This is a genomic window from Sphingobium sp. WCS2017Hpa-17, from assembly GCF_031843765.1.
Taxonomy (GTDB): Bacteria; Pseudomonadota; Alphaproteobacteria; order Sphingomonadales; family Sphingomonadaceae; genus Sphingobium.
Genome location: NZ_JAVTIV010000018.1, coordinates 63,311 through 87,078, shown reverse-complemented (window position 1 = coordinate 87,078; position 23,768 = coordinate 63,311). Strand labels below are relative to the sequence as shown.

Sequence of the window (23,768 nt, the reverse complement as noted above, 5' to 3'; positions counted from 1 at the left end):
CATGGCTCTTTTCACATTCAAGCTGCCGGATATCGGCGAAGGCATCGCACAGGCCGAAATCGTCGGCTGGCACGTCAAGGTCGGCGACCGGGTCGAGGAAGACCAGCCGATCGCCGACATGATGACCGACAAGGCAACAGTCGAGATGGAAAGCCCCGTCGCGGGCACGGTCGTGCGGCTGGCCGGCGAACCGGGCGACCAGATTTCGATCGGCGCGATGTTGGTGGAGATCGAGGTGGAAGGCGAAGCCGCTGCTGCCCCGCCGCCGTCGGTCGAAACGATCGAGGCGGAAGTGCCCGGCGAGACAGTGGTTGGGGGAGCTACCGAAACTCCCCTCCCTTCTAGGGAGGGGCCGGGGATGGGTGGCGAGCATAGCGAGCCTTTTGTCGCTGCGGTAGAAGAGCCGGCTTCGCCGGCACCCACCCCTAACCCCTCCCTGGAAGGGAGGGGAATAGTTAGTGCCGAACCCATCCTCGCCTCTCCCGCCGTGCGTGCGCGTGCCAAGGAACTGGGTGTCGACCTGTCGCAGGTGAAGCCTGCCGGCGACCATATCCGCCATTCGGACCTCGACGCCTATCTGCTCTATGGACAGGGGCAGGGCTATCGTCCGGCCGGACGTTCCGCCAAGCGTGCCGACGAGCAGGTCAAGGTCATCGGCATGCGCCGTCGGATCGCGGAGAATATGGCCGCGTCGAAGCGCCACATTCCACACTTCACCTATGTCGAGGAAATCGACGTCACCGCGCTGGAGGAACTGCGCGAGCAGTTGAACGCCAACCGTGGCGACCGACCCAAGCTCACCATGCTGCCGCTGCTGATTGTGGCGCTGTGCAAGGCTTTGCCGGACTTCCCGATGCTCAACGCCCGTTATGATGATGAAGCGGGCGTGGTGACGCGGCATGGTTCGGTGCATCTGGGCATGGCGACGCAGACGGACGCGGGCCTGATGGTGCCGGTGATCCGTGATGCGCAGGATCGCAATGTGTGGCAGCTGGCGACCGAAATCCGTCGCCTTGCAGAGGCTGCGCGCAGCGGCAAGGCGAAGTCGGAGGAACTGTCCGGCTCCACCCTGACGCTGACTTCGCTGGGGCCGCTCGGCGGCATTGCGACCACGCCGGTGATCAACCGGCCCGAAGTCGCGATCATCGGCCCGAACCGCGTGATCGAGCGACCTGTCTTCAAGGGCAAGGAGATTGTCGCGGCGAAGCTGATGAACCTGTCGATCAGTTGCGACCACCGTGTCGTGGACGGCTGGGACGCGGCCAGCTTCGTGCAGGCGGTGCGCAAGCTGCTGGAGGCGCCGGCCTTCCTGTTCGTGGACTGAGTATAAAGGTAGGGGCGGGCGGCACCATGTCGCCCGCTCGCCTGTTCAGCGCATGACCGCGCGATAGCTGAGGCGACCGGCGCGGCCGGGCTGCACCATGTCGGGCAATTGCCAGCGTATATGGGTCACGTCCTCGGCCACGGCGCGGCGCACGCCGCCCAAAGGCGTAGGTAGCCACATCTGGTCAAGCCGCCCCCAATGGGTGCCGCCGTCTACAGACACCATCATCGTAGGATCGCTGATGTCCGGGCGAATGCCGCGCGGTACCGGACGGGTAATCGCGGAATCGCGCAGCGCATGGCTGCCGTCATTGCGCCAGTGGACGATGACGATCAGCGTGTCGCCGGGGCTGACCCGATCGGCGCTGGCCAAAGTCCGGCGCGCCCGACCGTTAATGTCGGTCGACACCCGTTCCACGAACATCTGCGTGTCGAGGCGCATCGCCGGCTGGGCAGCGGCCACACCTGTCAAGCTGGCTGCCATGCCCGCCGCCCCGGCGAGCCAGGCGAAAAGCCTGCGCGTCATAGTCTTCCCCGTTCCTTCGTCCCCTTGGCGCCTGTCCATAGCGATCGAGCGCAAATATTTGGTTAAGCCGCTCTTTTCCTTGAGTGCTGTCATGCTGACGCCCTTTGTAAATTGACGCTGCGACGCTGGCGGCGCACATCGGGGTGAACGAAAGGGGAATCAGGCGTGCCATTGACGGAGTTGCAAGAGGTCAACCGGCGTCGCGACCGGCTGCTGGCGTCGATCGCCCTGACGTCGGGCATCGGCCTTTTGCTGGCACTGCCTTTCGCGCTGCGGGCGGGCGCAGAGTTTTTCCTGCCGCTCACCGCTGCGCTGGTCGTCGCAATCGCCTTGGTTCCGCTGCTGGAGTGGATGGAGCGGCGCGGGCTGCCGTCGGGATTCGCGGCGCTGATTGCGGTGGTGGGCTTCCTGCTGGTCGCCAATACCGCGCTGGTGCTGATCGTGGTGCCGGCGACCGAATGGTTCGTGATACTGCCGCAGCGCCTGCCACAGATTCAGGCGAACCTGGCGCCGCTGATCGATTTCTATGCCAATCTTCAGCGGTTCGTGGATGAAACCGTGCAGATGCTGGCCACCGGTCCGGTTGCGGCGGCGCAGACAGCCGCGGTGGAGGCGCCACGATCTCTGCTGCAATTTGCCGCCACGTCGGCGCCCTCCGCCATCATCCAGATGGTATTCGCGCTGCTCATCATCTATTTCTTCCTCGCTGGCTGGACCCGGCTGCGGCGGCGCACGATCAACAGCCGGGGCAGTTTCGACGGCGCTATGGCGGTGGCGAGGGTGATCCAGAATGTGGTCGATGCGACATCGGCCTATGTCATCACCATCGCCATCATCAACCTGTCGCTCGGCCTCGCCGTGGCGGTCGCCCTGTGGCTGATCGGCATGCCATCGCCGCTGATGTGGGGCGGGATCGTCGCGTTGCTCAACTTCGTGCCCTATTTCGGGCCGATGCTGGCCGCCGTGCTGTTGGGGCTGGGCGGCCTGATGGTATTTGACGACGTCTATGTCGCGTTGCTGCCGGCCGGGTTGCAGGTCGGCTTCCATCTGGTGGAGGCCAATGTCATCACCCCGCTACTGCTGGGGCGGCGGCTGACGATGAACCCGCTGCTGATTCTCCTGTCGCTGACCTTTTGGGGATGGGTGTGGGGCACGCCCGGTGCGCTGCTGGCGGTGCCGCTGTTGATCATCATCCAGACTGTCGTGTCGGCCGCCGGCACCCCGGATATTGCGGGTTTCCTGTTCGAGCAAGGCACGCTGACCGTGCCGCGCCGCAAAGAAAATGACGAGAAAGATGAAACTGATGTTGCGGACGGTTGACAGCATCGCAGGACGCTCATAGACGGCGGCTCCACACCAAACGCGGGTGTAGCTCAGTTGGTTAGAGTGCCGGCCTGTCACGCCGGAGGTCGCGGGTTCGAGCCCCGTCACTCGCGCCACTTTCCTTGACCGGAGGGTGGATATGGTGTTCCAGACTGCATCGTCTGGCGGCTGAAAAGTCGGAATGGATGTCACCCTGCGCGGGTGTAGCTCAGTTGGTTAGAGTGCCGGCCTGTCACGCCGGAGGTCGCGGGTTCGAGCCCCGTCACTCGCGCCACCTTCCTTGACCGGAGGGTGATTTTCCCAGATATTGCATCATCTGGCGGCTTGTTAAGCCGGTAAGGATGCAGCGCCTACGCGGGTGTAGCTCAGTTGGTTAGAGTGCCGGCCTGTCACGCCGGAGGTCGCGGGTTCGAGCCCCGTCACTCGCGCCATCGCTTTTATCAAGCGATGGGAATTAGAATTTCAGCGCCAGCGCCCGGTTTCCATCCAGGCCAGCAGCCGCCGCAGCGGCAAGATCCAGATCCACACGATCCCCAGCACCACATAGACCGGCACTTGTGCCCACATCGGCAATGCACCGATCAGGCCGGACAGGCTGCCCACCATGATCGCCCACAGCGCGATCAGCCCGACGATCGCCAGCATGCCCGCCGGCTTGCGCCAACTGGGCTGGTGATAATGACGCGGGTCGATGTTCATAGCTCCGGTCCTTCGATCAGTTCGACTTCGGTCATGATGATGTCCAGCGGCAGATCCCATGGATCGGCGGGCACGTTGTCCAGTTCCTGAACGGACCATGCGATGCCCACGCGTAGCGCGTCCGGGAAGCGGGCGAAGGCGCGGTCATAATAGCCGCCGCCCTGACCCAGCCGGTTCATCGCCCGATCGAAGCCCACCAGTGGTGCGATGATGACATCGGGCGCGACGGCGCCGTCTTTCGGTTCCGGATGGCTGGTACGGAACAGGCCGGGCACCAGTGGCTCTTCCGGCTGCCAGGGCAGGAAATCCATGCTGCCCAGCCGGTCGAGTACGCGCGGCAAGGCCATGACCTTGCCTATCGCCTGCAACTGTGCCGCCATGCGTTGCGCCGGCGCCTCATCATCCAGGCCCATATAGAGCGCCACGACTTTCGCGTCGGCGATTCTGCGGGCGAGCGGGGAAGGGATGGCCTTGAACGCCAGCCGATGCGCCAGCGGGTCCAGCGTGGCGACGAAGCTGCTGCGCCGCTGCCGGGCGATGGCGCGCAGGCTGTTCTTGTCGGCGGCGGGCGTCTCGTCGCTCATGATGACCTTATCGGACTGGAAGATGTAAGGAGGGTGACGGGACCACCTCGGCCGTGTGCTGGAATATCCTCTGACGCCTCAACGTCAGGTGGGGACCATGTAGAACGGGCCGGAACCCGCCCAGGGACAGCCCCCTTGGATGTGATTATCGCCTCAGGGATGTTCGCTAAAGCTCGTACCGCGCAGTGCCCGTCATTGCCTAATCTAGGCGTTGTCGGTCCGTGCGGCAAGCCGGTCGCGCAGCTTTTCTATCCGACCCGCCAAAGCCTCGATCGCCTGAACGCTCGGTTCGTCGTCGCCATCCAGTTGCAACCGGGCCTGCCGGCCGGCGTTTTCGCGCTTCAGTTCGTTGAGTTCGTCGGCCAGGAACAGCGCGGCGAACAGCAATGTGCGCACTTCCGTCAGCCCCGGCGTGCTTTGCTGGGCGACCCTTGCCTTGTCTTCGATCAGGCTGGCCAGATGCGCCAGATGCGCTTCCTCGCCGTCGCGGCAGCGGATCTGATAATGGCGGCTGGCGATCACTAAAGTCGTTTCAGCCATGCGCATGCCCTTTCAACGTGTCGATAAGATCGTCCAGGGAGCGCAGCGCGGCGCGCGCCGCCTTCTGGTCCACAGCGGGGCGGGGATCGGCCGGGGCCGTCAGACCCGCCACATCCTGTTCAAGCCGGCTCACAGCACGCTCCAGCGTGCCGATCGCCTGCATCATGCGGTCGCTTGCCATCGCTCATCCATAGCGAAAGAAAAGGCCCTGCAAAAGCGCTCTTTCGGGCAGCTGGCCCCGCTCTTGGCACCCGTGCGGTTGACGCATGGGGCTTGACGCGACAAAGGGGGCGCGATCTCGACTCGCCTGCATGCGCGCGGGCGCCGTCGCTTGCCATGTTCAGGAAAGACGCCAGCCCAGATGACCGTTTCCGAAAAGTCGCTCGCCAACGCCATCCGGGCGCTGTCCATGGACGCCGTGCAGGCCGCCAATAGCGGCCATCCGGGCATGCCGATGGGCATGGCGGATGTGGCGACCGTGTTGTTCGGCGATTATCTGAAGTTCGACCCGACCCAGCCGAAATGGGCCGACCGCGACCGTTTCGTCCTGTCGGCGGGCCATGGATCGATGCTGATCTACTCGCTGCTGCACCTGACCGGCTATGCCAAGCCGACGATCGAGGATATCGCGAATTTCCGCCAGTTGCACAGCCCCTGCGCCGGCCACCCGGAGAATTTCGAGCTGGCGGGCGTGGAAGCCACGACCGGCCCCCTGGGTTCGGGTCTGGCCACCGCCGTCGGCATGGCGATTGCCGAGCGTCATCTGAACGCACAGTTCGGCGACGATCTGGTCGATCATCGCACCTGGGTGATCGCGGGCGACGGCTGCCTGATGGAAGGCATCAACCATGAAGCCATCGGTCTGGCCGGTCATCTGAACCTCGGCCGCCTGATCGTGCTGTGGGACGATAACAAAATCACCATCGACGGTGCCGTCGACCTGTCGAGCAGCGAAGATGTGCTGGCGCGCTATGCCGCGACCGGCTGGCATGTCGTATCGTGCGATGGCCATGACGTCGCCGACGTGCGCCGCGCACTGGCCGAAGCGGTGGCCGACAGCCGCCCCTCGATCGTCGCCTGCGCCACCAAGATCGGCTATGGCGCGCCGAACAAGGCTGGCACTTCGGGCGTCCATGGCTCAGCACTCGGCACCGACGAAGTCGCTGCCGCTCGCGAGTTTCTGAGCTGGACTGCCGAACCTTTCGTCATCCCGGCCGATATTGCCGACGCCTGGAAGGCAATTGGTGCCAAGGGCCGCGACGTTCGCGCCGCTTGGGAAGTTCGCCTCGCAAGCAACGAGAAAGCAGCGGAATTTTCGCGTCGTATGGCTAGTGAACTGCCGGCTGACTTCTCGCTTTCCGCCTATATCGACAGCCTGATCGCCAATCCGCAGAAGGTCGCGACCCGCAAGGCGAGCGAACTGGCGCTGGGCGCGATCAACGATCTGCTGCCCGAAACGCTGGGCGGTTCGGCCGACCTTACCGGCTCCAACAATACCAAGACCAAGTCGACCGGTCCGCTGACCAAGGACGATTATTCGGGCCGTTACGTCTATTACGGCATCCGCGAATTCGGCATGGCCTGCGCGATGAACGGCATGGCGCTGCATGGCGGCGTGATCCCCTATGGCGGCACCTTCCTCGTCTTCTCTGACTATATGCGCGGCGGCATCCGTCTGGCCGCCCTCCAGCAGCAGCGCGTCATCCACGTCCTGACCCACGACTCGATCGGTCTGGGCGAAGATGGTCCGACTCACCAGCCGATCGAACATGTCATGTCGATGCGCATGATCCCCAATCTGGACGTCTATCGCCCGGCCGACATCGTCGAAACGGCGGAATGCTGGGAACTGGCGCTGAAGGACGCGACTGGCCCATCGGTGCTGGCGCTGACCCGCCAGAACCTGCCGCAGTTGCGCACGGAAAAGAGCGAGAATCTGTCGGCCAAGGGCGCCTATCGCCTCGTCGCCGCCACCGCCGCGCGCAAGGTGGTGATCCTCGCCACCGGTTCGGAAGTCGAAATCGCCGTCAACACCGCCAAGGTCTTGGAAGAACAGGGCATCGGTGCCGACGTCGTCTCCGTCCCCAGCTTCGCGCATTTCGATGCGCAGGACGCTGCCTACAAGGCCGATATCCTGCCTGCGGACGTGCTGCGCGTCTCGATCGAGGCGGGCACGACCTTCGGCTGGGAACGCTATACCGGCCTTGACGGCCTGCGCTTTGGCATCGACAGCTTCGGCGCGTCGGCCCCGGCGGAAGACCTTTACGATCATTTCGGCCTGACCGCCGCCAAGATCGCGCCGCAGATCGCGGCTGCTCTCTAAAACAGGTTGCGCGCTGCCGATCGGTGGCGCGCACCCCTGACCTATAACCGAACAACAACACCCCAGGAGGCTAGTGCAGTGGCAACGAAGGTAGCAATTAACGGTTTTGGACGTATCGGCCGCTTGGTGGCGCGCGCCATTCTTTCGCGCACCGACCATGACCTTGAACTGGTCAGCATCAACGATCTGGGCGACGTCAAGTCCAACGCCCTGCTGTTCAAGCGCGACTCCGTGCATGGCAACTGGGCCGGCGACGTCAGCGTGGACGGCGATTTTCTGGTCGTGGACGGCAAGAAGATCAAGGTGACGGCAGAGCGCGACCCCGCCAACCTGCCGCACGCTGCTCTGGGCGTCGAAATCGCGCTGGAATGCACCGGCATCTTCACCACGAAGGACAAGGCCAGCGCCCACCTGACCGCCGGCGCCAAGCGCGTGATCATTTCCGCGCCCGGCACCAATGTCGATCGCACCGTCGTGTTCGGCGTCAACCATGACGCGCTGACCGCCGACGACATCGTGATTTCGAACGCTAGCTGCACCACCAACTGCCTGGCCCCGCTCGCCAAGGTGCTGAACGATGCGATCGGCATCGAAAGCGGCTTCATGACGACGATCCACAGCTACACCAACGACCAGAATACGCTGGACCAGCTGCACAGCGACATGCGCCGCGCCCGCGCCGCTGCCCTGTCGCAGATCCCGACCTCCACCGGCGCCGCCCGCGCTGTGGGCGAAGTTCTGCCTGAATTGAAGGGCAAGCTGGACGGGTCTTCTATCCGCGTGCCGACGCCGAACGTCTCGGTCGTGGACCTGAAGTTCATCCCGAAGCGCCCGACCACGAAGGACGAGGTCAACAGCCTGCTCAAGGCCGCGTCGGAAGCTGGTCCGCTCAAGGGCGTGCTGGGCTATTCGGACGAGCCGCTGGTGTCGATCGACTATAATGGCGATCCGCGCAGCTCGACCGTCGACAGCCTGGAAACCGCCGTGGTCGATGGCAAGCTGGTCCGCGTACTCAGCTGGTACGACAATGAATGGGGCTTCTCGAACCGCATGATCGACACCACCGGCGTCGTCGCGAAGTTCCTGTAATATGTGCGAGGGGCAGGCTATCCTGCCCCTCTTTTTTCGTCATCCCAGCGAAAGCTGGGATCTCGCTTTCTTCCTCACCGTGGGAAAGGGAGAGAGATCCCAGCCTTCGCTGGGATGACGTCTGTTAGGATCAGGGGAAAAACATGACCAAGCCCTTCAAGACGCTCGACGATATGGGCGACATCACTGGCAAGATCGTGCTGGTGCGCGAAGACCTGAACGTGCCCATGCAGGACGGTTCGGTCAGCGACGATACCCGCCTGCGTGCGGCGATGCCGACTGTGCTGGAACTGGCCGATCGCGGCGCCAAGGTGCTGATCCTCGCCCATTTCGGCCGCCCCAAGGGGCAGAAGAACCCGGAATATTCGCTGTCGAAGATCACGCGCCCGCTGACGCAGGTGCTGGGTCGTGACGTGCAGTTCATCCCCGACTGTCAGGGCGAAGCCGCGACCGACGGTATCAAGGTGATGCGGAACGGCGACATCGCGATCCTGGAAAATACCCGCTTCCATCCCGGCGAGGAAAAGAACGACCCGGCGCTGGTCGAGGCGATGGCCGCGATCGGCGACCTTTATGTCAACGACGCTTTCTCGGCCGCGCACCGCGCCCATGCCTCGACCGAGGGCCTCGCGCACAAGCTGCCTGCCTTCGCGGGCCGCTCTATGGAGAAAGAATTGGACGCGCTTCAGGCCGCTCTGGGCGAACCGGTGAAGCCGGTGGCTGCCGTCGTGGGCGGCGCCAAAGTGTCGACCAAGCTGGATGTGCTCAACAACCTCGTGGCCAAGGTCGATCATCTGATCATCGGCGGCGGCATGGCCAACACCTTCCTCTATGCCCGCGGCGTCGATGTCGGCAAATCGCTGTGCGAGAAGGATCTGGCTGAGACGGCCGAAGCGATCTTCGACAAGGCGGAAGCCGCCGGCTGCATCATCCATCTGCCCTATGACGTCGTCGTGGCGAAGGAATTTGCCGCCAACCCGCCGTCTTTACGCACCTGCAACGTGCATGAAGTTGCGGAAGACGAAATGATCCTGGACGTCGGCCCGGCGGCTGTCGAGGCGCTGGGCGATGCGCTCAAGAACTGCCGGACCCTGGTGTGGAACGGCCCGCTGGGCGCGTTCGAGATTGCGCCCTTCGATGCGGCGACCGTCGCGTTGGCGAAGACGGCGGCCGCGCTGACGAAGGAAGGTCAACTGACGTCGGTGGCCGGCGGCGGCGATACGGTCGCGGCTCTCAACCATGCGGGCGTTGGCAGCGATTTCAGCTTCATTTCGACCGCAGGCGGCGCTTTCCTGGAATGGATGGAAGGCAAGGAACTGCCGGGCGTGAAGGCACTGTTCGTCTGAGCGTGCAATAATCCGTTCGCTTCGAGCAAAGTCGAGCAGCGTGCCTCGACTTCGCTCGACACGAACGGAAGGTAATACAAAATCTTAGCGGCTGACGCTGGCGCCCCGGTCGAACAATAGGAAGGCGAGGGTGGCGACGCCGCCGATCGCCGCGCCCGCCAGAGCGCTGGCAGTCCAGCCGCCCGCTTCATAAGTGACCGAGCCGATCACCGATCCCAGCGCGCCGACCAGGAACATCACCGTCACATAGGCGGCGTTGATCCGTCCCCGCGCATGGGGATCGAGCGAGAAGATGAGCTTCTGTCCGGTAATCTGGCTCATCTGCACTGCGCCGTCGATCAGCACGGCCATGATTGTGAAGCCGATCAGGCTGCCTGCCGCCACGGTCCAGTCGGCCAGCAGGAAGCCAAGCGTCAGCCCGGCAAGGCCGATCAGCGAGGCTGGCCGGGTCAGCTTGCGATCCGCCATCCATCCCGCAACAGGCGCGACCAGCGCGCCGCCGGCTCCGGCCAGCGCAAAGGCGCCGATGCCGCCATGGCCCAGATGAAATTCATGGATCAGCGCCAGCGGCGCGGCGGTCCAGAACAGGTTGAAGGCGGCGAACATCGCTGCCTGATAAAAGGCCCGCATCCGCACGACGCGATGCACCACCAGTTGCGAGAAGGTCGACGCCAGCACCTGACCATAATGCATGCCGCCCTTGGGCTGGCGTTTGGGGCAGGCGGTGAGCAGGGCGATGCCGACCATGGCCATGACGATCGCCGACACGATGAAGGTCGCGCGCCAGCCGACCGATCCGGCCAGGAAATTGGCCACCGGGCGCGACAGCATGATGCCGAACAGCAGGCCGCTCATTACCGTGCCGACCACGCGCCCCTGCTTTTCCGGGCTGGCGAGGTGAGAGGCGAGCGGGACGAGTACCTGCGCGCCCGTCGCACCCACGCCGGTCAGGATCGACGCGACCAGAAAGCTGGTCGGTCCGTTGGAAAAGGCGATGGCGATGCAGCCGATGATCGTCGCGACGATCGACGTCAGCACGATCCGCCGGTTTTCGAACAAATCGGCCAGCGGCACCACCAGAAACAGGCCGGCGCCATAGCCAAGTTGCGTCAATGTGGTGATGAGGCCGGCGACACCGGCCGACATGCCGATTTCCGGCCCGATCACGTCGATCAGCGTCTGCGCATAATAGAGATTGGCGACCATCACGCCGCATCCGACCGCCATCAGCAATATGGCAACGGGGGACAGGTCGGCGGGTTTTGCGGCGGCGATGCTGGTCATGCCTGCCCTATGGGTCTCGGGACGCAACCTTTCAACCCATGGACGGCCAATTCATGCTGCAATGCAGCGTATTTCAGCCGGCGGGTGGCTTTTCCTTGAGCAGCGGCACCAGCAGCGCGTTGAGCGCGTCCAGATCGAAGGCACCCGACTTGGCGTAGCGCAGCACGCCAGAGCGATCGATCACGAAGTTGGTCGGCACTCCGGTCAGCGGGCCATAAGGCCCCTTGATCCGCCGGGCCGATGGCATGTGCATGGCAGCGAACAGCTTCTTGAGCTGGGGGATCGGCGTCGACCCTTCGGTCGTGATCGCGAAGACCTTCAGCCCATGTTTCTCCTGCGCTGCATAATAGGCGTCCAGCGTCGGCAACTCGGTGCGACAGGGCACGCACCAGGTCGCCCAGAAGTTGAGAACCACGACCTGGCCCTTGAGGTCCGCCAGCGCCACCTTGCTGCCGTCGATCAGGGTCAGTTCGAAGGCTGGCGCCGCTGAGCCGATTACCGGCTTTTCCGCCGCGCTAGCCGGTACCGAGCCTGCCAACAGCATCGCCGCCACCGTGGCGCACAAGCCTTTGATCCCCATCGTCAAATCATGTCCCCCTGTCATGCCCTTTCGCAGGGATAGCATTGCCCACACCCGACGCCAGCAATATCCCGCCGTTCGCGCCGATTTTCCGGGCAATCTTTCTTGCGGTGCGGCATGGGACTGGCTACCAGCCCCGTTACCGGCGATCATCGATATAAAGTCGCACCCGGCAGGCGGATGGTGGAGCATCCGCCGACAAGATCATTCATGCCGCCAGACGGCGGCGCCCAAGGGAAGGTATGTGCAGATGCTGGATCAGGACATGAAGCAGAAGATTGCGACGGGCGAAGGCTTTATCGCCGCGCTCGACCAGAGCGGCGGTTCCACGCCCAAGGCGCTCAAGGGCTATGGCGTCGAGGAAAGCGCCTGGTCCAGCGAAGAGGAAATGTTCGGCCTGATCCACGCGATGCGCAGCCGCGTCATCACCGCACCGCCCTTCACCGGCGACAAGGTTCTGGGCGCGATCCTGTTCGAGCGCACGATGGACGGCACCGTTGACGGCAAGCCGACCCCGACCGCGCTGATCGAACGCGGCGTCGTTCCCTTCATCAAGATCGACAAGGGTCTGGAAGATGAGGCGAACGGCGTGCAGCTGATGAAGCCCAATCCCGGCCTCGACACGCTGCTGGCCCGCGCCAAGGGCCTGGGCGTATTCGGCACCAAGGAACGCTCGGTCATCAACCTGGCCAACCGCGAAGGCATCGCTGCCGTCGTCGCGCAGCAGTTTGAAATCGGCAAGCAGGTGCTGGCCGGCGGCCTGATGCCGATCATCGAGCCGGAAGTGAACATCAAGTCGCCCGAACGCGCCGAAGCCGACCAGATTTTGTTGGAGGAAATCCTCAAGAATCTCGATGCCTTGGACGACGGTGTTCAGGTCATGCTGAAACTGTCGCTGCCTGCCAAGGCCGGCCTGTTCGACCCGCTGGTCGATCATCCCAAGGTGCTGCGTGTTGTCGCTTTGTCGGGCGGCTTTGCGCGTCCCGAAGCCTGCGTCGAACTGAGCAAGAATCGCGGCATCATCGCCAGTTTCAGCCGCGCGCTGCTGAACGATCTGCGCCATCAGATGACCGACGAAGAATTCAACGCCTCGCTCGGCGAAGCGATCGACGAAATCCACGGCGCTTCGGTCGCCAAGCAGCCGGTTGCTGCCTGATCCGCTGATGATCTGCTGAACGGGTGGGCAGAGCGATCTGCCCACCTTTTTCATCCGAGAATGATCCGTTCGTTTCGAGCGAAGTAGCGAAGTCAAGAAACGTAAAGCGCGGTTCTGGCCGCTTCTCGACTGCGCTCGAAGCGAACGGCTATTGGGCGTTTTGACGCTTCACCATCGGCAGCACCTTATCCAGCGGCAGCGCGTCCGCCGTGCCACGATGCCCCACCACCGTCTGCGCCTTGAACAGGGCGTTCAGCACCGCTTCCTCGGTCGCCTCGATCGTTGCCTGAAACAGCGGTGACACCCGGTCGTTGGGGAGATCCTCGATAGCCGCCACGGCGTTGCGCCTCGCCGCCGTCCGCCGCACCACCACATTGGTGGAAAAAGCCACCGCATAGTCGCCCGAGCCATTGGAGAAACTGGACCCGGTCCGCGCAATCCCGCCGAACGCACGCTCGGCGACCCGGCGCAGATTGCGGTCTGACAGCGGCGCATCGGTCGCAATCACGATCACGACGGAGCCGTCCGCCTTCTTTTCCTCCACCTGTTGCCGATAATCGTAGCGGCCCAGTTTCACGCCTACCGGCACGCCGGCGATGGTCAGCACGCCGCCATAATTGGCCTGCACCAGCACACCGACGGTCCAGCCGCCCAGCGACGCGGGAAGCTTGCGCGACGATGTCCCGATCCCGGCCTTGTAGCCAAAAGCGATAGTGCCGGCGCCCGCGCCGACTGCGCCTTCCTCCACCGCGCTGCCCTTCGCGACCTCGATCGCCCGGCGGGCGTCGGCAATCTGCACATGGCGGCCGCGAATATCGTTGAGCGTGCCGTCATTGGTTTCACCCACTACGGCGTTGACCGACCGCACCTCCTCGTTACCCGGTTGCGCCAGCGTCCATTCGATCGAGGCCGCCGCGGCTTCCGCTACGTTCAGCGTATTGGTCAGCAGGATCGGCGTCTCGACCTCGCCCAGTTCGGCAAGCTGGGTCGATCCCATGAATTTGCCGAACGCATTATAGGCGACGAAACCGGCCGGCACCTTGTCCTGGAACAGGTTTCCGCCATGGGGCAGGATCGCGGTGACGCCGGTGTTGACGTCATGGCTGCGCGGCAAGGTGACCTGACCGACCTTCACGCCGGCCACATCGGTGATCGCATTGAGCGGCCCCGGCTGGAGGATGCCGACGGTCACGCCGGCCTCCCGCGCGCGGGGGCGGGCTGCTTCCTGCGCCAGCAGCGGCGCGCCGGACAGCAGCAGGACGGCGGCGATGGCATGGCGCATGAAATGGTTCCCTTGAAGTGACCCGTCCCTCTATCAAGCGCGCAGGCCGCTCGCCACACTTGGCGCACGCGCCTGAATGGCTATAAGGCGCGCATGACCGACTTTACCGATGAAGAGCTGGCGCTCGATCCGCATTTTGCCGACCAGTTCGAAGCAGGCTTTCGCCCCGCCTGCCAGCTTTACCTGATTTCCCCGCCGACCATCGGCGACGATTTCGTCGATCGACTGGCGCAGGCTTTTGATGGCGGTGACGTTGCCGCCTTCCAGTTGCGGCTCAAGGGGCTGGATGACGACGCCATCGCCGCTGCCGCAACGCCGTTGCAGGCGTTGTGCGCTGAGCGGGAAGTCGCCTTCATCATCAACGACAGCGTGGCGCTCGCCCAGCGGCTTGGCGCGGATGGCGTGCATCTGGGGCAAAGCGACGGCGATGCCAAGGAAGCCCGCAAGCTGCTGGGACCGAAGGTGCAGATCGGCATCACCTGCCATGACAGCCGCCATCTGGCGATGGAAGCGGGCGAGGCGGGGGCCGACTATGTCGCGTTCGGCGCTTTCTTCCCGACCACGACCAAGGAAGTGACGCATCATGCCGAACCGTCGATCCTGGGCTGGTGGACGACGCTGTTCGAATTGCCCTGCGTCGCGATCGGCGGCGTGACCCCGGACAATGCCGGCCCGCTGGTTGCTGCCGGTGCCGATTTCCTGGCGGTCAGCGGCGCGGTGTGGAACCATCCGGAAGGCCCCGCCGCCGGCGTGGCTGCGTTCAGGGATGTGCTGGCCAGCAAGGCGCCGCCGCCGCGCTGATCTGCGGCGCTGCGCAGCCTTCCGCCTTTTCGCGCGTTCTCTCCCCGTAACGACGGAGAGTAGCGCCTTGAAAAATCATCTGTTGCTTGTTGCCCTGCTGTGCAGCGCCTGCAATGTCAGCGTCACTGACGCCAATAGCAGCCAGCCCGCGACCAATGCCGGTCAATCGACCAACACCGTAGCGGCAGAGGCCGCCGCCAAAAACGCCACCTATGATTTTCAGGTCGTAACGGAGCAAAACCCGAAACAGCCCAATCGCATCCTGATGGCACAGGTGGCGCTGGATCGCTGGGGTTTCTCGCCCGGCGTACTCGATGGCAAGGATGGGTTGAGCTACAAGGCCGCATTGCGCGGTTTTCAGGTGGCCCATGACCTGCCCGTGACCGGCCAGTTCGACCAGAAGACCGGCATTGCCCTCTTGGAGGGGGAATCGCGGCCGACCACCTATCTGGTGAAGATCCCTGACGACTTCGCTCGTGGCCCCTTCTTCGACGTGCCCAAGGGGCTGAACGAGCAGGCGAGCCTGCCCGCGCTCACCTATCGCAACCTGCTGGAAAAGCTTGCAGAGCGGTTTCATACCACATCCGAGGCGCTGGTCGCGCTCAATCCGCCGGGCACCAAGGTCGCCGCTGGCGCCACGATCCGCGTCCCCGCGATCGACAATCAGCCGGTGGCGCAGATCGAGGGCGACGAACGGGGCTGGGGCGAGACGCTCGCCGGTCTGGGCGTGGCGAAAGATCAGCCGCAGGCCGACCATATCGTCGTCGACAAGTCCGAAGGGCTGCTCAAAGTCTATAACGCGCAAAACCGCATGATCGCGCAGTTTCCGGTCACGACCGGCTCACAGCATGACCCGCTGCCGCTGGGCGAATGGACGATCAAGGGCGTGAGCCGTAATCCGGATTTTCACTATAATCCCAACCTTTTCTGGGACGCTTCCAGCAAGGATCAGAAGGCAGTGCTGAAGCCCGGTCCTAATGGCCCTGTCGGCGTCGTGTGGATAGACCTGTCGAAGGATCATTATGGCATCCACGGTACGCCGGAGCCGCAACTGATCGGTCGCACCGAAAGCCACGGCTGCATCCGCCTGACCAACTGGGACGCCGCCCGGCTCGCCCAGATGGTGAAGAGCGGGGTCAAGGCGAAGTTCAAGGCATGAGCCGGCAGGCGTGGGGCGGGGCCTTGGCGGCCTTGCTGCTCTGCGCTGCCTTCGTCCTTTTTTGCGTGAGGATCGTGCCGGCCGATGCGCCTGCGCCCACGGCAACTATAAGGGCGGCTGATGTGCATCGCTCTGCCGACAATGGTCCCCTGCAGATTCCGGTGGAGGGCGTGCCGGCCTCCGCGCTGACCGACACTTTCACGCAGGCGCGGGCCGGCGGGGCGCATCCGCATGACGCGATCGACATCATGGCGGCGCGGGGCAGGGCCGTGCTGGCCGCTGCCGACGGACGGGTAGAAAAGCTGTTCTGGAGCGAGGATGGCGGACGCACCCTCTATCAACGATCAGCCGATGGGCGGCTGATCTATTATTATGCGCATCTGGATGGCTATGCGCCCGGCTTGCGCGAAGGGCAGGCGCTGCGGCGCGGCCAGCGCATCGCCACCGTCGGGAGTACGGGCAACGCCGATCCGGCCGCGCCGCACCTGCATTTCGCGGTGAACCTCATGCGACCGGGGGAGCCGTGGCATGGTGGGCGGCCGATCAACCCCTATCCGCTACTAATACGGCACTGATCTGTCCTACTGGCTACAGCTTATGCTAGGTCCGTTCGTTTCGAGCGAAGTTGAGAAGCGGTAGTGCTTGGGTTTCTCGACTTCGCTCGAAACGAACGGCGGTGGGCAGGGTCGGCTTTCCGAATCTATCCTACATAGGAAACGCAATTTCAGGATATGCGGGAAAAGTGCGAAGTTAAGGGCCGAACCGGCTCCCCCTTGCCCTTCGCGCCGTCCCGCTGTAAAGGCGCGCCCAGCCTCCAAGAGGCCGGCTCTTTTCCACATTCAGACATATAGGCAGGCTCTTCCCATGAAGATCAGCGGCGTCGAGATTCGTCCCGGCAACAATATCGAGTATGACGGCAGCCTGTGGCGCGCCGTGAAGATCCAGCACACGCAGCCCGGCAAGGGCGGCGCCTATATGCAGGTGGAACTCAAGAACCTGATCGACGGCCGCAAGAACAACGTCCGTTTCCGGTCGGCCGAAACCGTCGAGCGCATCCGCCTCGACACCAAGGATTTCCAGTATCTCTACGCCGAAGGCGACATGCTGGTGTTCATGGACACCGAAACCTACGAGCAGATCAACCTGGCGCAGGATCTGATCGGCGACGCGTCCGCCTTCCTTCAGGACGGTATGATGGTCGTGCTGGAAATGTATGAAGAACGCCCGATCAGCGTCCAGTTGCCCGAAACCATCGAAGCCACCGTCGTCGAAGCCGACGCCGTGGTGAAGGGGCAGACCGCTTCGGCCAGCTACAAGCCCGCCATTCTCGACAATGGCGTGCGCGTCATGGTCCCCCCGCATATCGTCACCGGCACCCGTATCGTGGTCGACGTGTACGAACGCGAATATGTGAAGCGGGCCGACTGATGCGGTCCGGGCGCATATCGGCATTGGCCGCCATCTTCGCGATCGGCGCCACGCCGGTTGCGCTCTCCGCTCCGGCAAGCGCGCAGACGACGGCACGAGGCGCGCCGACCAAGGCGCAGCTCGACAGCGCAGCCTATACGCTGCGCATCGTCATGACCGCGTTGCAGTCGAGCGAAGTCGAACAGCCGGTGAAAAACGCGCTGTTCGACTGCCTCTATTCCAATTCGATCGGCGAGATCAGCGCTGAAGCGGACAAGGTGATCGCCGCCAATGCCGGCAAGGTCGATCGCAAGGACGCGTCGCAGATGCTGGCGGTCATCGCCGGCTCCTGCGGCTATCGTCCCGCTGCAGCTAAGCCGGCTGCCAAGCCCGCCCCGAAGAAATAACCAACCAGGCCGTTCCCGCTGGGAGCGGCGGAGAAAAACTATGGTATCGCACTCCGGCCTTCTCACCGTCATGGAACGCGCCGCGCGCAAGGCGGGCAGCAAGCTTCGCCGCGACTTTGGCGAAGTCGAGCATCTTCAGGTCAGCCGCAAGGGACCGGCCGACTTTGTGTCCAAGGCCGACCATCAGGCGGAAAAGACGCTGGTCGAGGAATTGCAGAAGGCGCGCCCCGACTGGGGCTTCCTGCTGGAGGAGGGGGGCGAGATTGCCGGTGATCCCACCAAGCCGCGCTGGATCATCGACCCGCTCGACGGCACCACCAACTTCCTGCACGGCATCCCGCACTTCGCCATCTCGATCGCGGTCGAAGAGCCGCTCTATGGCGGCAACAAGCGCGAAGTGACTACTGGCCTCATCTACCAGCCTGTGACAGACGAAAGTTATTGGGCAGAAAAAAGCCGGGGCGCATGGCGTCATGACCAGCGCCTGCGCGTCTCCGCGCGCCGCGACCTGGCCGATTGCGTGATTGCGACCGGTATTCCGTTCATGGGTCATGGCAATATGGCCGAATGGACCCGCATCTTCGGCGCAGTGGCGCCGTCGGTCGCCGGCATCCGCCGTTTCGGCGCCGCCTCGCTCGATCTGGCTCATGTCGCATCCGGCCGTTACGACGGCTATTGGGAAAGCGGTCTTCAGCCCTGGGACGTTGCGGCCGGCCTGTTGCTGGTTCGTGAAGCCGGCGGCTTTGCCAGCGATTTCCGCGGCGGCGATCAGGCGATCGAACGCAAGGAAGTCATTGCTGGAAACGACGCAATTCACAGCAAATTGCACAAGCTCGTTGCTGGCGCATTGCGCTAAAGTTCAACGGGGCCAAGCTCTTCAAGGGCTTGGCCTTTTTGCGATTCATTCTCACAGCGTTGGCCCCTTGCTTCGCATATGCAGCAGGCCTAAAGCGCGCCCCAAGATACAATTTTCGCCCAGGGGATTCCATTGGTCGATCTCGCCCAATATCTGCCGATCCTGATTTTTCTCGGGATTGCCTTGCTGCTTTCCAGCGCCTTCGTCTTTCTGCCGATGCTGGTTGGTCGCCTCACCGGGGCGCACAAGCCCGACCCTGCGAAGCTCTCCGAATATGAATGCGGTTTCCCCGCATTTGAAGAGCCGCGCAGCCAGTTCGACGTGCGTTTCTATCTGGTCGCCATTCTCTTCATCATCTTCGATCTTGAAGCGGCGTTCCTGTTCCCCTGGGCTGTTAGCCTCGACCAGATCGGCTGGGCCGGCTGGGCAACGATGATGATCTTCATAGCGGAGCTGGTGCTCGGCCTCGTCTATGCGTGGAAGAAGGGAGCACTCGATTGGGAGTAGAACTGTCCGGTCCCGTCCCCGGCACCATGCCGCCGATGGGAACCCAGCCCGACCAGGCCTTCTTTGACTCGCTGAACAGCGAAGTGAATGACAAGGGCTTCCTGATCACCTCGACCGAGGAACTGTTCCAGTGGGCCCGTACCGGCTCGCTGTGGTGGATGACTTTTGGTCTGGCCTGCTGCGCCGTGGAAATGATCCACGTCAACATGCCGCGCTACGACATGGAGCGCTTCGGCGCCGCCCCGCGCGCGTCCCCGCGTCAGTCGGACGTGATGATCGTGGCCGGTACGCTGTGTAACAAGATGGCGCCTGCGCTGCGCAAGGTCTACGACCAGATGTCCAACCCGAAATATGTGATTTCGATGGGCAGCTGCGCCAATGGCGGTGGTTACTACCACTATAGCTATTCGGTCGTCCGTGGCTGTGACCGCATCGTTCCGGTAGACATCTATGTGCCGGGTTGCCCGCCGACTGCCGAGGCTCTGCTCTACGGTATCATGCAGCTTCAGCGGAAGATCCGCCGGATCGGGACGATTGAGCGTTAATATGGGCCATTCTGCACCCAAGATCGTGAACCCCCAGGGAATCGCCGAGGAAATCGGCACCATCCTGGGGTCCATGCTGGTCGAAACCGTCGATCATGCCGATGAGCTGACCTTCACCGTCGTCCGCGAGGAACTGGCCAATGCCATGGTCGCGCTGCGCGACATGGGTCATTACCAGCAACTGATGGAAATTGCCGGCGTCGACTATCCGGATCGTCCGGATCGGTTCGAGGTCTGCTATCACCTGCTCAGCGTTACGCGGAATCATCGTGTGCGCGTGAAAGTGTCGACCGACGAAGATACGCCGGTGCCGACCGTCACGCACATCTGGCCGGTCGCCGGCTGGCTGGAGCGCGAAGTGTTCGACATGTATGGCGTCGTGTTCGACGGCAATACCGACCTGCGCCGCATCCTGACCGACTATGGGTTCAAGGGGCATCCGCAGCGCAAGGACTTCCCGCTGACTGGCTATGTCGAGCTGCGCTATTCCGAAGAGGATAAGCGCGTCGTCTATGAGCCGGTGAAGCTGGCGCAGGACTTCCGCAGCTTCGACTTCATGTCGCCATGGGAAGGCGCGCAATATGTGCTGCCCGGCGATGAAAAGGCCGCTGCGCCTGCCGCACCTGCCGCTGCACCGACCCCCAAGGCTACCGAAAGCAAGGCCGACACCGGGGCAGGCGACGCCGCCAACAAGAAGGCCGAAAACAAGTCGGCCGACGCACCGGCAAAGCCCGCCGCCGCCACCGATGAAGGCAAGGGCGCTGCCAAGCCGGAGGACAAGGCATAATGTCCGACTATCTCGAAAAGCTGGATCATGTCACCGATGCGGTCGATCCGACCTATGGCGACACGGAAATCCAGAATTACACGATCAACTTCGGCCCGCAGCATCCTGCGGCGCACGGCGTTCTGCGTCTGGTCATGGAACTGGAAGGCGAAATCGTCGAGCGTTGCGATCCGCATGTCGGCCTGCTGCATCGCGGCACCGAAAAGCTGATCGAATATAAGACCTACATGCAGGCGCTGCCCTATTTCGACCGGCTGGACTATTGTTCGCCGCTCGGCATGGAGCACTCCTACGTTTTGGCGGTCGAAAAGCTGCTGAACCTGGAAGTGCCGCTGCGCGCGCAATATTTGCGCGTGTTCTTCGCGGAACTGACCCGCATCTGCAATCACATGCTGAACCTCGGTTCGCACGTCATGGACGTCGGCGCGATGACGCCGAACCTCTGGCTGTTCGAAATCCGCGAAGACTGCCTCAACTTCTTCGAGCGCGCATCCGGCGCCCGCATGCACAGTGCCTATTTCCGGCCGGGTGGCGTGCATCAGGATGTGCCGCTCAAGCTGCTGACCGACATCGCAGACTGGCTCGACACCCGTTTGCCGCGCCTGTTCGAGGATGCGATGAGCCTGGTGGTCGACAACCGCATCTTCAAGCAGCGCAATGTCGATATCGCCATCGTGAGCAAGGAAGACGCGCTGAAATGGGGCTTTTCCGGTCCCATGTTGCGCGGTTCGGGCATCGCCTGGGATATCCGCAAGGCGCAGCCTTACGACGTCTATGACCGCATGGACTTCGACATTCCGGTCGGCACCGCTTATGACTGTTATGACCGGTTCATGGTCCGCGTCGAGGAAGTGCGCCAGTCGGCGCGCATCATGAAGCAGTGCCTGAACGAAATGCCCGAAGGGCCGATCGCCAGCTTCGATCGCAAGGTGTCGCCGCCCAAGCGCGGGGAAATGAAGCGGTCGATGGAAGCGCTGATCCACCACTTCAAGCTCTATACCGAGGGCTTCCATGTCCCGGCGGGCGAAGTCTATGTGGCGACCGAAAGCCCCAAGGGCGAATTCGGCGTCTATCTGGTCAGCGACGGCAGCAATAAGCCCTATCGCTGCAAGATCCGCCCGACCGCCTTCTCGCATCTGCAAGCAATGGACTTCATGATGAAGGGCCACATGCTCGCCGACACCACCGCTGTACTGGGCGCGATGGACATCGTGTTCGGAGAATGTGACCGATAATGGCTGACGCAGTTCATATCCCCGATGAGGCCGAAACCCGTGCGCGCTGGGGCGCGTTCGAGTGGACCGCCGAAAATGCCGAACAGGCCAAGACGGTCATCGCGCGCTATCCCGCCGGTCGCCAGCAGTCGGCCGTGATGCCGCTGCTCGACCTCGCCCAGCGTCAGGTTGGTGCGGAAACGCAAACCAATGGCTGGCTGCCCGTGCCGGTGATGGAATATATCGGGCGTCAGCTCGATATGCCGTACATGCGCGTCTATGAGGTCGCGACCTTCTACACCATGTACAACCTCGCGCCGGTCGGCCGTTACCATGTGCAGGTATGTGGCACGACGCCGTGCATGCTGCGTGGGTCGGACGATGTGTTCGCGGCGTGCAAGAACAAGGGACTGGTCAAGGGCGGCACGACCCCCGACGGCCTGTTCACCCTGTCCGAAGTGGAATGTCTTGGCGCCTGCGCCAACGCGCCGATGGTCCAGATCAACGACGATAATTTCGAAGATCTGACCTATGACAGCACCATCGCCATCCTGGAAACGCTGGCCGCTGGCGGTAAGCCGAAGATCGGCCCGCAGATCGACCGTCAGACGAGCGCACCTGAAGGTGGCCCGACCACGCTGAAGGACATGGTCACGGAAAATCACGACTATCGGGGGGATTGGGCATGACCGACGCACCCGCACCGGCGGCACCGCCGCCCTTCGTCGGCCCGCTGACCGACAAGGACCGGATTTTCACCAACGTCCATGGCTTCCAGGATTGGGGCGTCGACGCCGCGATGAAGCGTGGCGATTGGGATAATACCAAGAAGCTGATGGAAATCGGCCAGGATGGTATTATCGACATCATGAAGGCGTCGAACCTGCGCGGCCGTGGCGGCGCGGGCTTCCCGACCGGCCTGAAATGGTCGTTCATGCCCAAGGAAAGCAAGGACGGCCGTCCCAGCTTCCTGGTCATCAACGCCGACGAATCCGAACCGGGGTCTTGCAAGGACCGCGAAATCATCCGCCACGATCCGCACAAGCTGATCGAAGGCGCGCTGATCGCCGGTTTCGCGATGCGGGCGCGCGCCGCCTATATCTATATCCGTGGCGAGTTCATCTACGAAGCGAAGGTGCTCTTCGCCGCCGTCGAGCAGGCCTATGAAAAGGGCTTTATCGGCAAAAATGCTTGCGGGTCGGGCTATGACTTCGACGTCTTCGTCCATCGTGGCGCGGGCGCCTATATCTGCGGCGAGGAAACCGCGCAGATCGAAAGCATCGAGGGCAAGAAGGGCCAGCCCCGCCTGAAGCCGCCTTTCCCGGCGGGCGCGGGTCTCTATGGTTGCCCGACCACCGTGAACAACGTGGAATCGATCGCGGTCAGCCCGACGATCCTGCGGCGCGGTGCGGCCTGGTTCAACGGCTTTGGTCGCGAGAACAACCGTGGCACCAAGCTGTTTCAGATCAGCGGCCATGTGAACAAGCCGTGCGTGGTCGAGGAAAGCATGTCGATCCCGTTCCGCGAACTGATCGACCGCCATTGCGGCGGCATCCGGGGCGGCTGGGACAATTTGCTGGCGGTCATCCCCGGCGGGTCGTCGGTGCCCCTGGTTCCTGCGAAGGAAATCATGGACGCGCCGATGGATTTCGACGGCTTGCGTGCGCTCGGTTCCGGTCTTGGCACCGCCGCCGTCATCGTCATGGACAAGTCGACCGACATCGTCCGCGCCATTTCGCGTCTCTCCTACTTCTACAAGCATGAGAGCTGCGGCCAGTGCACGCCGTGCCGCGAAGGCACCGGCTGGATGTGGCGCGTCATGGAGCGTCTGCGCACCGGCGACGCCGACCAGAGCGAAATCGACATGCTGTTCCAGGTGACCAAGCAGGTCGAAGGCCACACCATCTGCGCGCTTGGCGACGCGGCGGCATGGCCGATCCAGGGGCTGATCCGGCACTTCCGTCCGGAAATCGAGCGCCGGATCAACGAGAACAAGGGTAGTGCCCCCGTCATGGAGGCAGCGGAGTAAC

At 63.3% G+C, this 23,768-nt stretch carries 26 protein-coding genes and 3 tRNA genes; 21 read left to right on the top strand and 8 right to left on the bottom strand.

Annotated elements, in window-relative coordinates:
* Position 1 precedes the first annotated feature (1 nt).
* Positions 2-1,324: a dihydrolipoamide acetyltransferase family protein gene (locus tag RQH62_RS19590; RefSeq protein WP_311270331.1), complete on the top strand. Its 1,323-nt coding sequence runs from the start codon at positions 2-4 to the stop codon at positions 1,322-1,324.
* Between the two features lie 45 nt (positions 1,325-1,369).
* Here the strand turns inward: RQH62_RS19590 and RQH62_RS19585 are convergent, their stop codons facing one another.
* On the bottom strand, positions 1,370-1,849 hold the full coding sequence (locus tag RQH62_RS19585; RefSeq protein ID WP_311270330.1) for a hypothetical protein: 480 nt from the start codon (positions 1,847-1,849) through the stop codon (positions 1,370-1,372).
* 165 nt (positions 1,850-2,014) lie between these two features.
* On the opposite strand from RQH62_RS19585, the gene RQH62_RS19580 reads away from it, so the two are divergent.
* The 4 genes from RQH62_RS19580 (at position 2,015) to RQH62_RS19565 (ending at position 3,603) form a co-directional block, all read left to right on the top strand.
* Positions 2,015-3,169 carry an AI-2E family transporter gene (locus RQH62_RS19580; RefSeq protein WP_311270329.1) on the top strand — a complete coding sequence of 385 codons (1,155 nt, stop codon included), beginning with the start codon at positions 2,015-2,017 and terminating at the stop codon, positions 3,167-3,169.
* Between the two features lie 42 nt (positions 3,170-3,211).
* A tRNA-Asp gene (locus RQH62_RS19575) sits at positions 3,212-3,288 on the top strand.
* Positions 3,289-3,369: 81 nt separating this feature from the next.
* A tRNA-Asp gene (locus tag RQH62_RS19570) sits at positions 3,370-3,446 on the top strand.
* Between the two features lie 80 nt (positions 3,447-3,526).
* Positions 3,527-3,603, top strand: a tRNA-Asp gene (locus RQH62_RS19565).
* A gap of 31 nt (positions 3,604-3,634) precedes the next feature.
* Here RQH62_RS19565 and RQH62_RS19560 read toward each other — a convergent pair.
* The 4 genes from RQH62_RS19560 to RQH62_RS19545 all read right to left on the bottom strand — a co-directional run bounded on the left by RQH62_RS19560 (position 3,635) and on the right by RQH62_RS19545 (position 5,176).
* Positions 3,635-3,871: a DUF2842 domain-containing protein gene (locus RQH62_RS19560; protein WP_311270328.1), complete on the bottom strand. Its 237-nt coding sequence runs from the start codon at positions 3,869-3,871 to the stop codon at positions 3,635-3,637.
* On the bottom strand, positions 3,868-4,455 hold the full coding sequence (locus RQH62_RS19555; protein WP_311270327.1) for a 5-formyltetrahydrofolate cyclo-ligase: 588 nt from the start codon (positions 4,453-4,455) through the stop codon (positions 3,868-3,870). The genes RQH62_RS19560 and RQH62_RS19555 overlap by 4 nt, the downstream gene beginning before the upstream one ends.
* Before the next feature lie 204 nt (positions 4,456-4,659).
* Complete coding sequence (locus RQH62_RS19550; protein WP_311270326.1) at positions 4,660-4,995, bottom strand: cell division protein ZapA; 336 nt, start codon at positions 4,993-4,995, stop codon at positions 4,660-4,662.
* Positions 4,988-5,176, bottom strand: a complete 189-nt coding sequence (locus RQH62_RS19545) for a hypothetical protein (protein WP_311270325.1) — start codon at positions 5,174-5,176, stop codon at positions 4,988-4,990. The genes RQH62_RS19550 and RQH62_RS19545 overlap by 8 nt, the downstream gene beginning before the upstream one ends.
* A 180-nt stretch (positions 5,177-5,356) precedes the next feature.
* Between RQH62_RS19545 and tkt the strand changes: the two genes are divergently transcribed.
* The 3 genes from tkt to RQH62_RS19530 all read left to right on the top strand — a co-directional run bounded on the left by tkt (position 5,357) and on the right by RQH62_RS19530 (position 9,753).
* Positions 5,357-7,318, top strand: coding sequence for a transketolase (tkt, locus tag RQH62_RS19540; RefSeq protein WP_311270324.1), 1,962 nt, complete (start codon positions 5,357-5,359; stop codon positions 7,316-7,318).
* Between the two features lie 78 nt (positions 7,319-7,396).
* The gene (gene gap, locus RQH62_RS19535; RefSeq protein WP_311270323.1) at positions 7,397-8,407 is read left to right on the top strand and encodes a type I glyceraldehyde-3-phosphate dehydrogenase; all 1,011 of its coding nucleotides are present in this window, start codon (positions 7,397-7,399) and stop codon (positions 8,405-8,407) included.
* A gap of 143 nt (positions 8,408-8,550) precedes the next feature.
* Positions 8,551-9,753, top strand: a complete 1,203-nt coding sequence (locus RQH62_RS19530; protein ID WP_311270322.1) for a phosphoglycerate kinase — start codon at positions 8,551-8,553, stop codon at positions 9,751-9,753.
* Positions 9,754-9,837: 84 nt separating this feature from the next.
* Here the strand turns inward: RQH62_RS19530 and RQH62_RS19525 are convergent, their stop codons facing one another.
* Entirely contained in the window at positions 9,838-11,037 is a 1,200-nt protein-coding gene (locus RQH62_RS19525; protein WP_311270321.1) for an MFS transporter, read from the bottom strand.
* A gap of 73 nt (positions 11,038-11,110) precedes the next feature.
* Complete coding sequence (locus tag RQH62_RS19520) at positions 11,111-11,617, bottom strand: TlpA disulfide reductase family protein (RefSeq protein WP_311270342.1); 507 nt, start codon at positions 11,615-11,617, stop codon at positions 11,111-11,113.
* Positions 11,618-11,867: 250 nt separating this feature from the next.
* Between RQH62_RS19520 and RQH62_RS19515 the strand changes: the two genes are divergently transcribed.
* Positions 11,868-12,773 (top strand): fructose bisphosphate aldolase, encoded by a 906-nt coding sequence (locus RQH62_RS19515; protein ID WP_311270341.1) that lies wholly within the window; start codon positions 11,868-11,870, stop codon positions 12,771-12,773.
* Between the two features lie 148 nt (positions 12,774-12,921).
* On the opposite strand, the gene RQH62_RS19510 is transcribed toward RQH62_RS19515, so the two are convergent.
* Positions 12,922-14,055, bottom strand: a complete 1,134-nt coding sequence (locus tag RQH62_RS19510; RefSeq protein WP_311270320.1) for a P1 family peptidase — start codon at positions 14,053-14,055, stop codon at positions 12,922-12,924.
* Positions 14,056-14,148: 93 nt separating this feature from the next.
* Between RQH62_RS19510 and thiE the strand changes: the two genes are divergently transcribed.
* From thiE to nuoF, 12 genes are all read left to right on the top strand, one after another.
* Entirely contained in the window at positions 14,149-14,856 is a 708-nt protein-coding gene (thiE, locus tag RQH62_RS19505; RefSeq protein ID WP_311270319.1) for a thiamine phosphate synthase, read from the top strand.
* 67 nt (positions 14,857-14,923) lie between these two features.
* On the top strand, positions 14,924-16,015 hold the full coding sequence (locus RQH62_RS19500) for a L,D-transpeptidase family protein (RefSeq protein WP_311270318.1): 1,092 nt from the start codon (positions 14,924-14,926) through the stop codon (positions 16,013-16,015).
* Complete coding sequence (locus RQH62_RS19495) at positions 16,012-16,590, top strand: M23 family metallopeptidase (protein WP_311270317.1); 579 nt, start codon at positions 16,012-16,014, stop codon at positions 16,588-16,590. Before RQH62_RS19500 ends, RQH62_RS19495 begins: the two co-directional genes overlap by 4 nt.
* 289 nt (positions 16,591-16,879) lie before the next feature.
* Positions 16,880-17,443, top strand: a complete 564-nt coding sequence (efp, locus tag RQH62_RS19490) for an elongation factor P (RefSeq protein WP_066855666.1) — start codon at positions 16,880-16,882, stop codon at positions 17,441-17,443.
* On the top strand, positions 17,443-17,829 hold the full coding sequence (locus RQH62_RS19485) for a hypothetical protein (RefSeq protein WP_311270316.1): 387 nt from the start codon (positions 17,443-17,445) through the stop codon (positions 17,827-17,829). Before efp ends, RQH62_RS19485 begins: the two co-directional genes overlap by 1 nt.
* Before the next feature lie 40 nt (positions 17,830-17,869).
* Complete coding sequence (locus tag RQH62_RS19480; protein ID WP_311270315.1) at positions 17,870-18,685, top strand: inositol monophosphatase family protein; 816 nt, start codon at positions 17,870-17,872, stop codon at positions 18,683-18,685.
* 132 nt (positions 18,686-18,817) lie between these two features.
* Complete coding sequence (locus RQH62_RS19475; protein ID WP_062117306.1) at positions 18,818-19,192, top strand: NADH-quinone oxidoreductase subunit A; 375 nt, start codon at positions 18,818-18,820, stop codon at positions 19,190-19,192.
* A 26-nt stretch (positions 19,193-19,218) separates the two neighbouring features.
* Positions 19,219-19,737, top strand: a complete 519-nt coding sequence (locus tag RQH62_RS19470; protein WP_052028113.1) for an NADH-quinone oxidoreductase subunit B family protein — start codon at positions 19,219-19,221, stop codon at positions 19,735-19,737.
* Position 19,738: 1 nt separating this feature from the next.
* Entirely contained in the window at positions 19,739-20,524 is a 786-nt protein-coding gene (locus RQH62_RS19465) for an NADH-quinone oxidoreductase subunit C (RefSeq protein ID WP_311270314.1), read from the top strand.
* Complete coding sequence (locus RQH62_RS19460) at positions 20,524-21,759, top strand: NADH-quinone oxidoreductase subunit D (protein ID WP_311270313.1); 1,236 nt, start codon at positions 20,524-20,526, stop codon at positions 21,757-21,759. Before RQH62_RS19465 ends, RQH62_RS19460 begins: the two co-directional genes overlap by 1 nt.
* Positions 21,759-22,427: an NAD(P)H-dependent oxidoreductase subunit E gene (locus RQH62_RS19455; protein WP_311270312.1), complete on the top strand. Its 669-nt coding sequence runs from the start codon at positions 21,759-21,761 to the stop codon at positions 22,425-22,427. The genes RQH62_RS19460 and RQH62_RS19455 overlap by 1 nt, the downstream gene beginning before the upstream one ends.
* On the top strand, positions 22,424-23,767 hold the full coding sequence (gene nuoF, locus RQH62_RS19450) for an NADH-quinone oxidoreductase subunit NuoF (protein WP_093011999.1): 1,344 nt from the start codon (positions 22,424-22,426) through the stop codon (positions 23,765-23,767). The genes RQH62_RS19455 and nuoF overlap by 4 nt, the downstream gene beginning before the upstream one ends.
* Position 23,768: the final 1 nt, after the last annotated feature.

Excerpts from the sequence above, each read along its gene's own strand:
- RQH62_RS19480 (WP_311270315.1), top strand. The coding sequence starts at position 17,870 with ATGGTATCGCACTCCGGCCTTCTCACCGTCATGGAACGCGCCGCGCGC.
- RQH62_RS19460 (WP_311270313.1), top strand. The coding sequence starts at position 20,524 with ATGTCCGACTATCTCGAAAAGCTGGATCATGTCACCGATGCGGTCGAT.
- RQH62_RS19545 (WP_311270325.1), bottom strand. The coding sequence starts at position 5,176 with ATGGCAAGCGACCGCATGATGCAGGCGATCGGCACGCTGGAGCGTGCT.
- RQH62_RS19465 (WP_311270314.1), top strand. The coding sequence starts at position 19,739 with ATGGGCCATTCTGCACCCAAGATCGTGAACCCCCAGGGAATCGCCGAG.
- RQH62_RS19510 (WP_311270320.1), bottom strand. The coding sequence starts at position 14,055 with ATGCGCCATGCCATCGCCGCCGTCCTGCTGCTGTCCGGCGCGCCGCTG.
- RQH62_RS19485 (WP_311270316.1), top strand. The coding sequence starts at position 17,443 with ATGCGGTCCGGGCGCATATCGGCATTGGCCGCCATCTTCGCGATCGGC.
- RQH62_RS19590 (WP_311270331.1), top strand. The coding sequence starts at position 2 with ATGGCTCTTTTCACATTCAAGCTGCCGGATATCGGCGAAGGCATCGCA.
- RQH62_RS19530 (WP_311270322.1), top strand. The coding sequence starts at position 8,551 with ATGACCAAGCCCTTCAAGACGCTCGACGATATGGGCGACATCACTGGC.
- RQH62_RS19515 (WP_311270341.1), top strand. The coding sequence starts at position 11,868 with ATGCTGGATCAGGACATGAAGCAGAAGATTGCGACGGGCGAAGGCTTT.
- tkt (WP_311270324.1), top strand. The coding sequence starts at position 5,357 with ATGACCGTTTCCGAAAAGTCGCTCGCCAACGCCATCCGGGCGCTGTCC.
- RQH62_RS19495 (WP_311270317.1), top strand. The coding sequence starts at position 16,012 with ATGAGCCGGCAGGCGTGGGGCGGGGCCTTGGCGGCCTTGCTGCTCTGC.
- RQH62_RS19560 (WP_311270328.1), bottom strand. The coding sequence starts at position 3,871 with ATGAACATCGACCCGCGTCATTATCACCAGCCCAGTTGGCGCAAGCCG.
- RQH62_RS19555 (WP_311270327.1), bottom strand. The coding sequence starts at position 4,455 with ATGAGCGACGAGACGCCCGCCGCCGACAAGAACAGCCTGCGCGCCATC.
- RQH62_RS19550 (WP_311270326.1), bottom strand. The coding sequence starts at position 4,995 with ATGGCTGAAACGACTTTAGTGATCGCCAGCCGCCATTATCAGATCCGC.
- RQH62_RS19525 (WP_311270321.1), bottom strand. The coding sequence starts at position 11,037 with ATGACCAGCATCGCCGCCGCAAAACCCGCCGACCTGTCCCCCGTTGCC.
- RQH62_RS19585 (WP_311270330.1), bottom strand. The coding sequence starts at position 1,849 with ATGACGCGCAGGCTTTTCGCCTGGCTCGCCGGGGCGGCGGGCATGGCA.
- nuoF (WP_093011999.1), top strand. The coding sequence starts at position 22,424 with ATGACCGACGCACCCGCACCGGCGGCACCGCCGCCCTTCGTCGGCCCG.
- RQH62_RS19470 (WP_052028113.1), top strand. The coding sequence starts at position 19,219 with ATGCCGCCGATGGGAACCCAGCCCGACCAGGCCTTCTTTGACTCGCTG.
- RQH62_RS19520 (WP_311270342.1), bottom strand. The coding sequence starts at position 11,617 with ATGGGGATCAAAGGCTTGTGCGCCACGGTGGCGGCGATGCTGTTGGCA.
- RQH62_RS19455 (WP_311270312.1), top strand. The coding sequence starts at position 21,759 with ATGGCTGACGCAGTTCATATCCCCGATGAGGCCGAAACCCGTGCGCGC.
- efp (WP_066855666.1), top strand. The coding sequence starts at position 16,880 with ATGAAGATCAGCGGCGTCGAGATTCGTCCCGGCAACAATATCGAGTAT.
- thiE (WP_311270319.1), top strand. The coding sequence starts at position 14,149 with ATGACCGACTTTACCGATGAAGAGCTGGCGCTCGATCCGCATTTTGCC.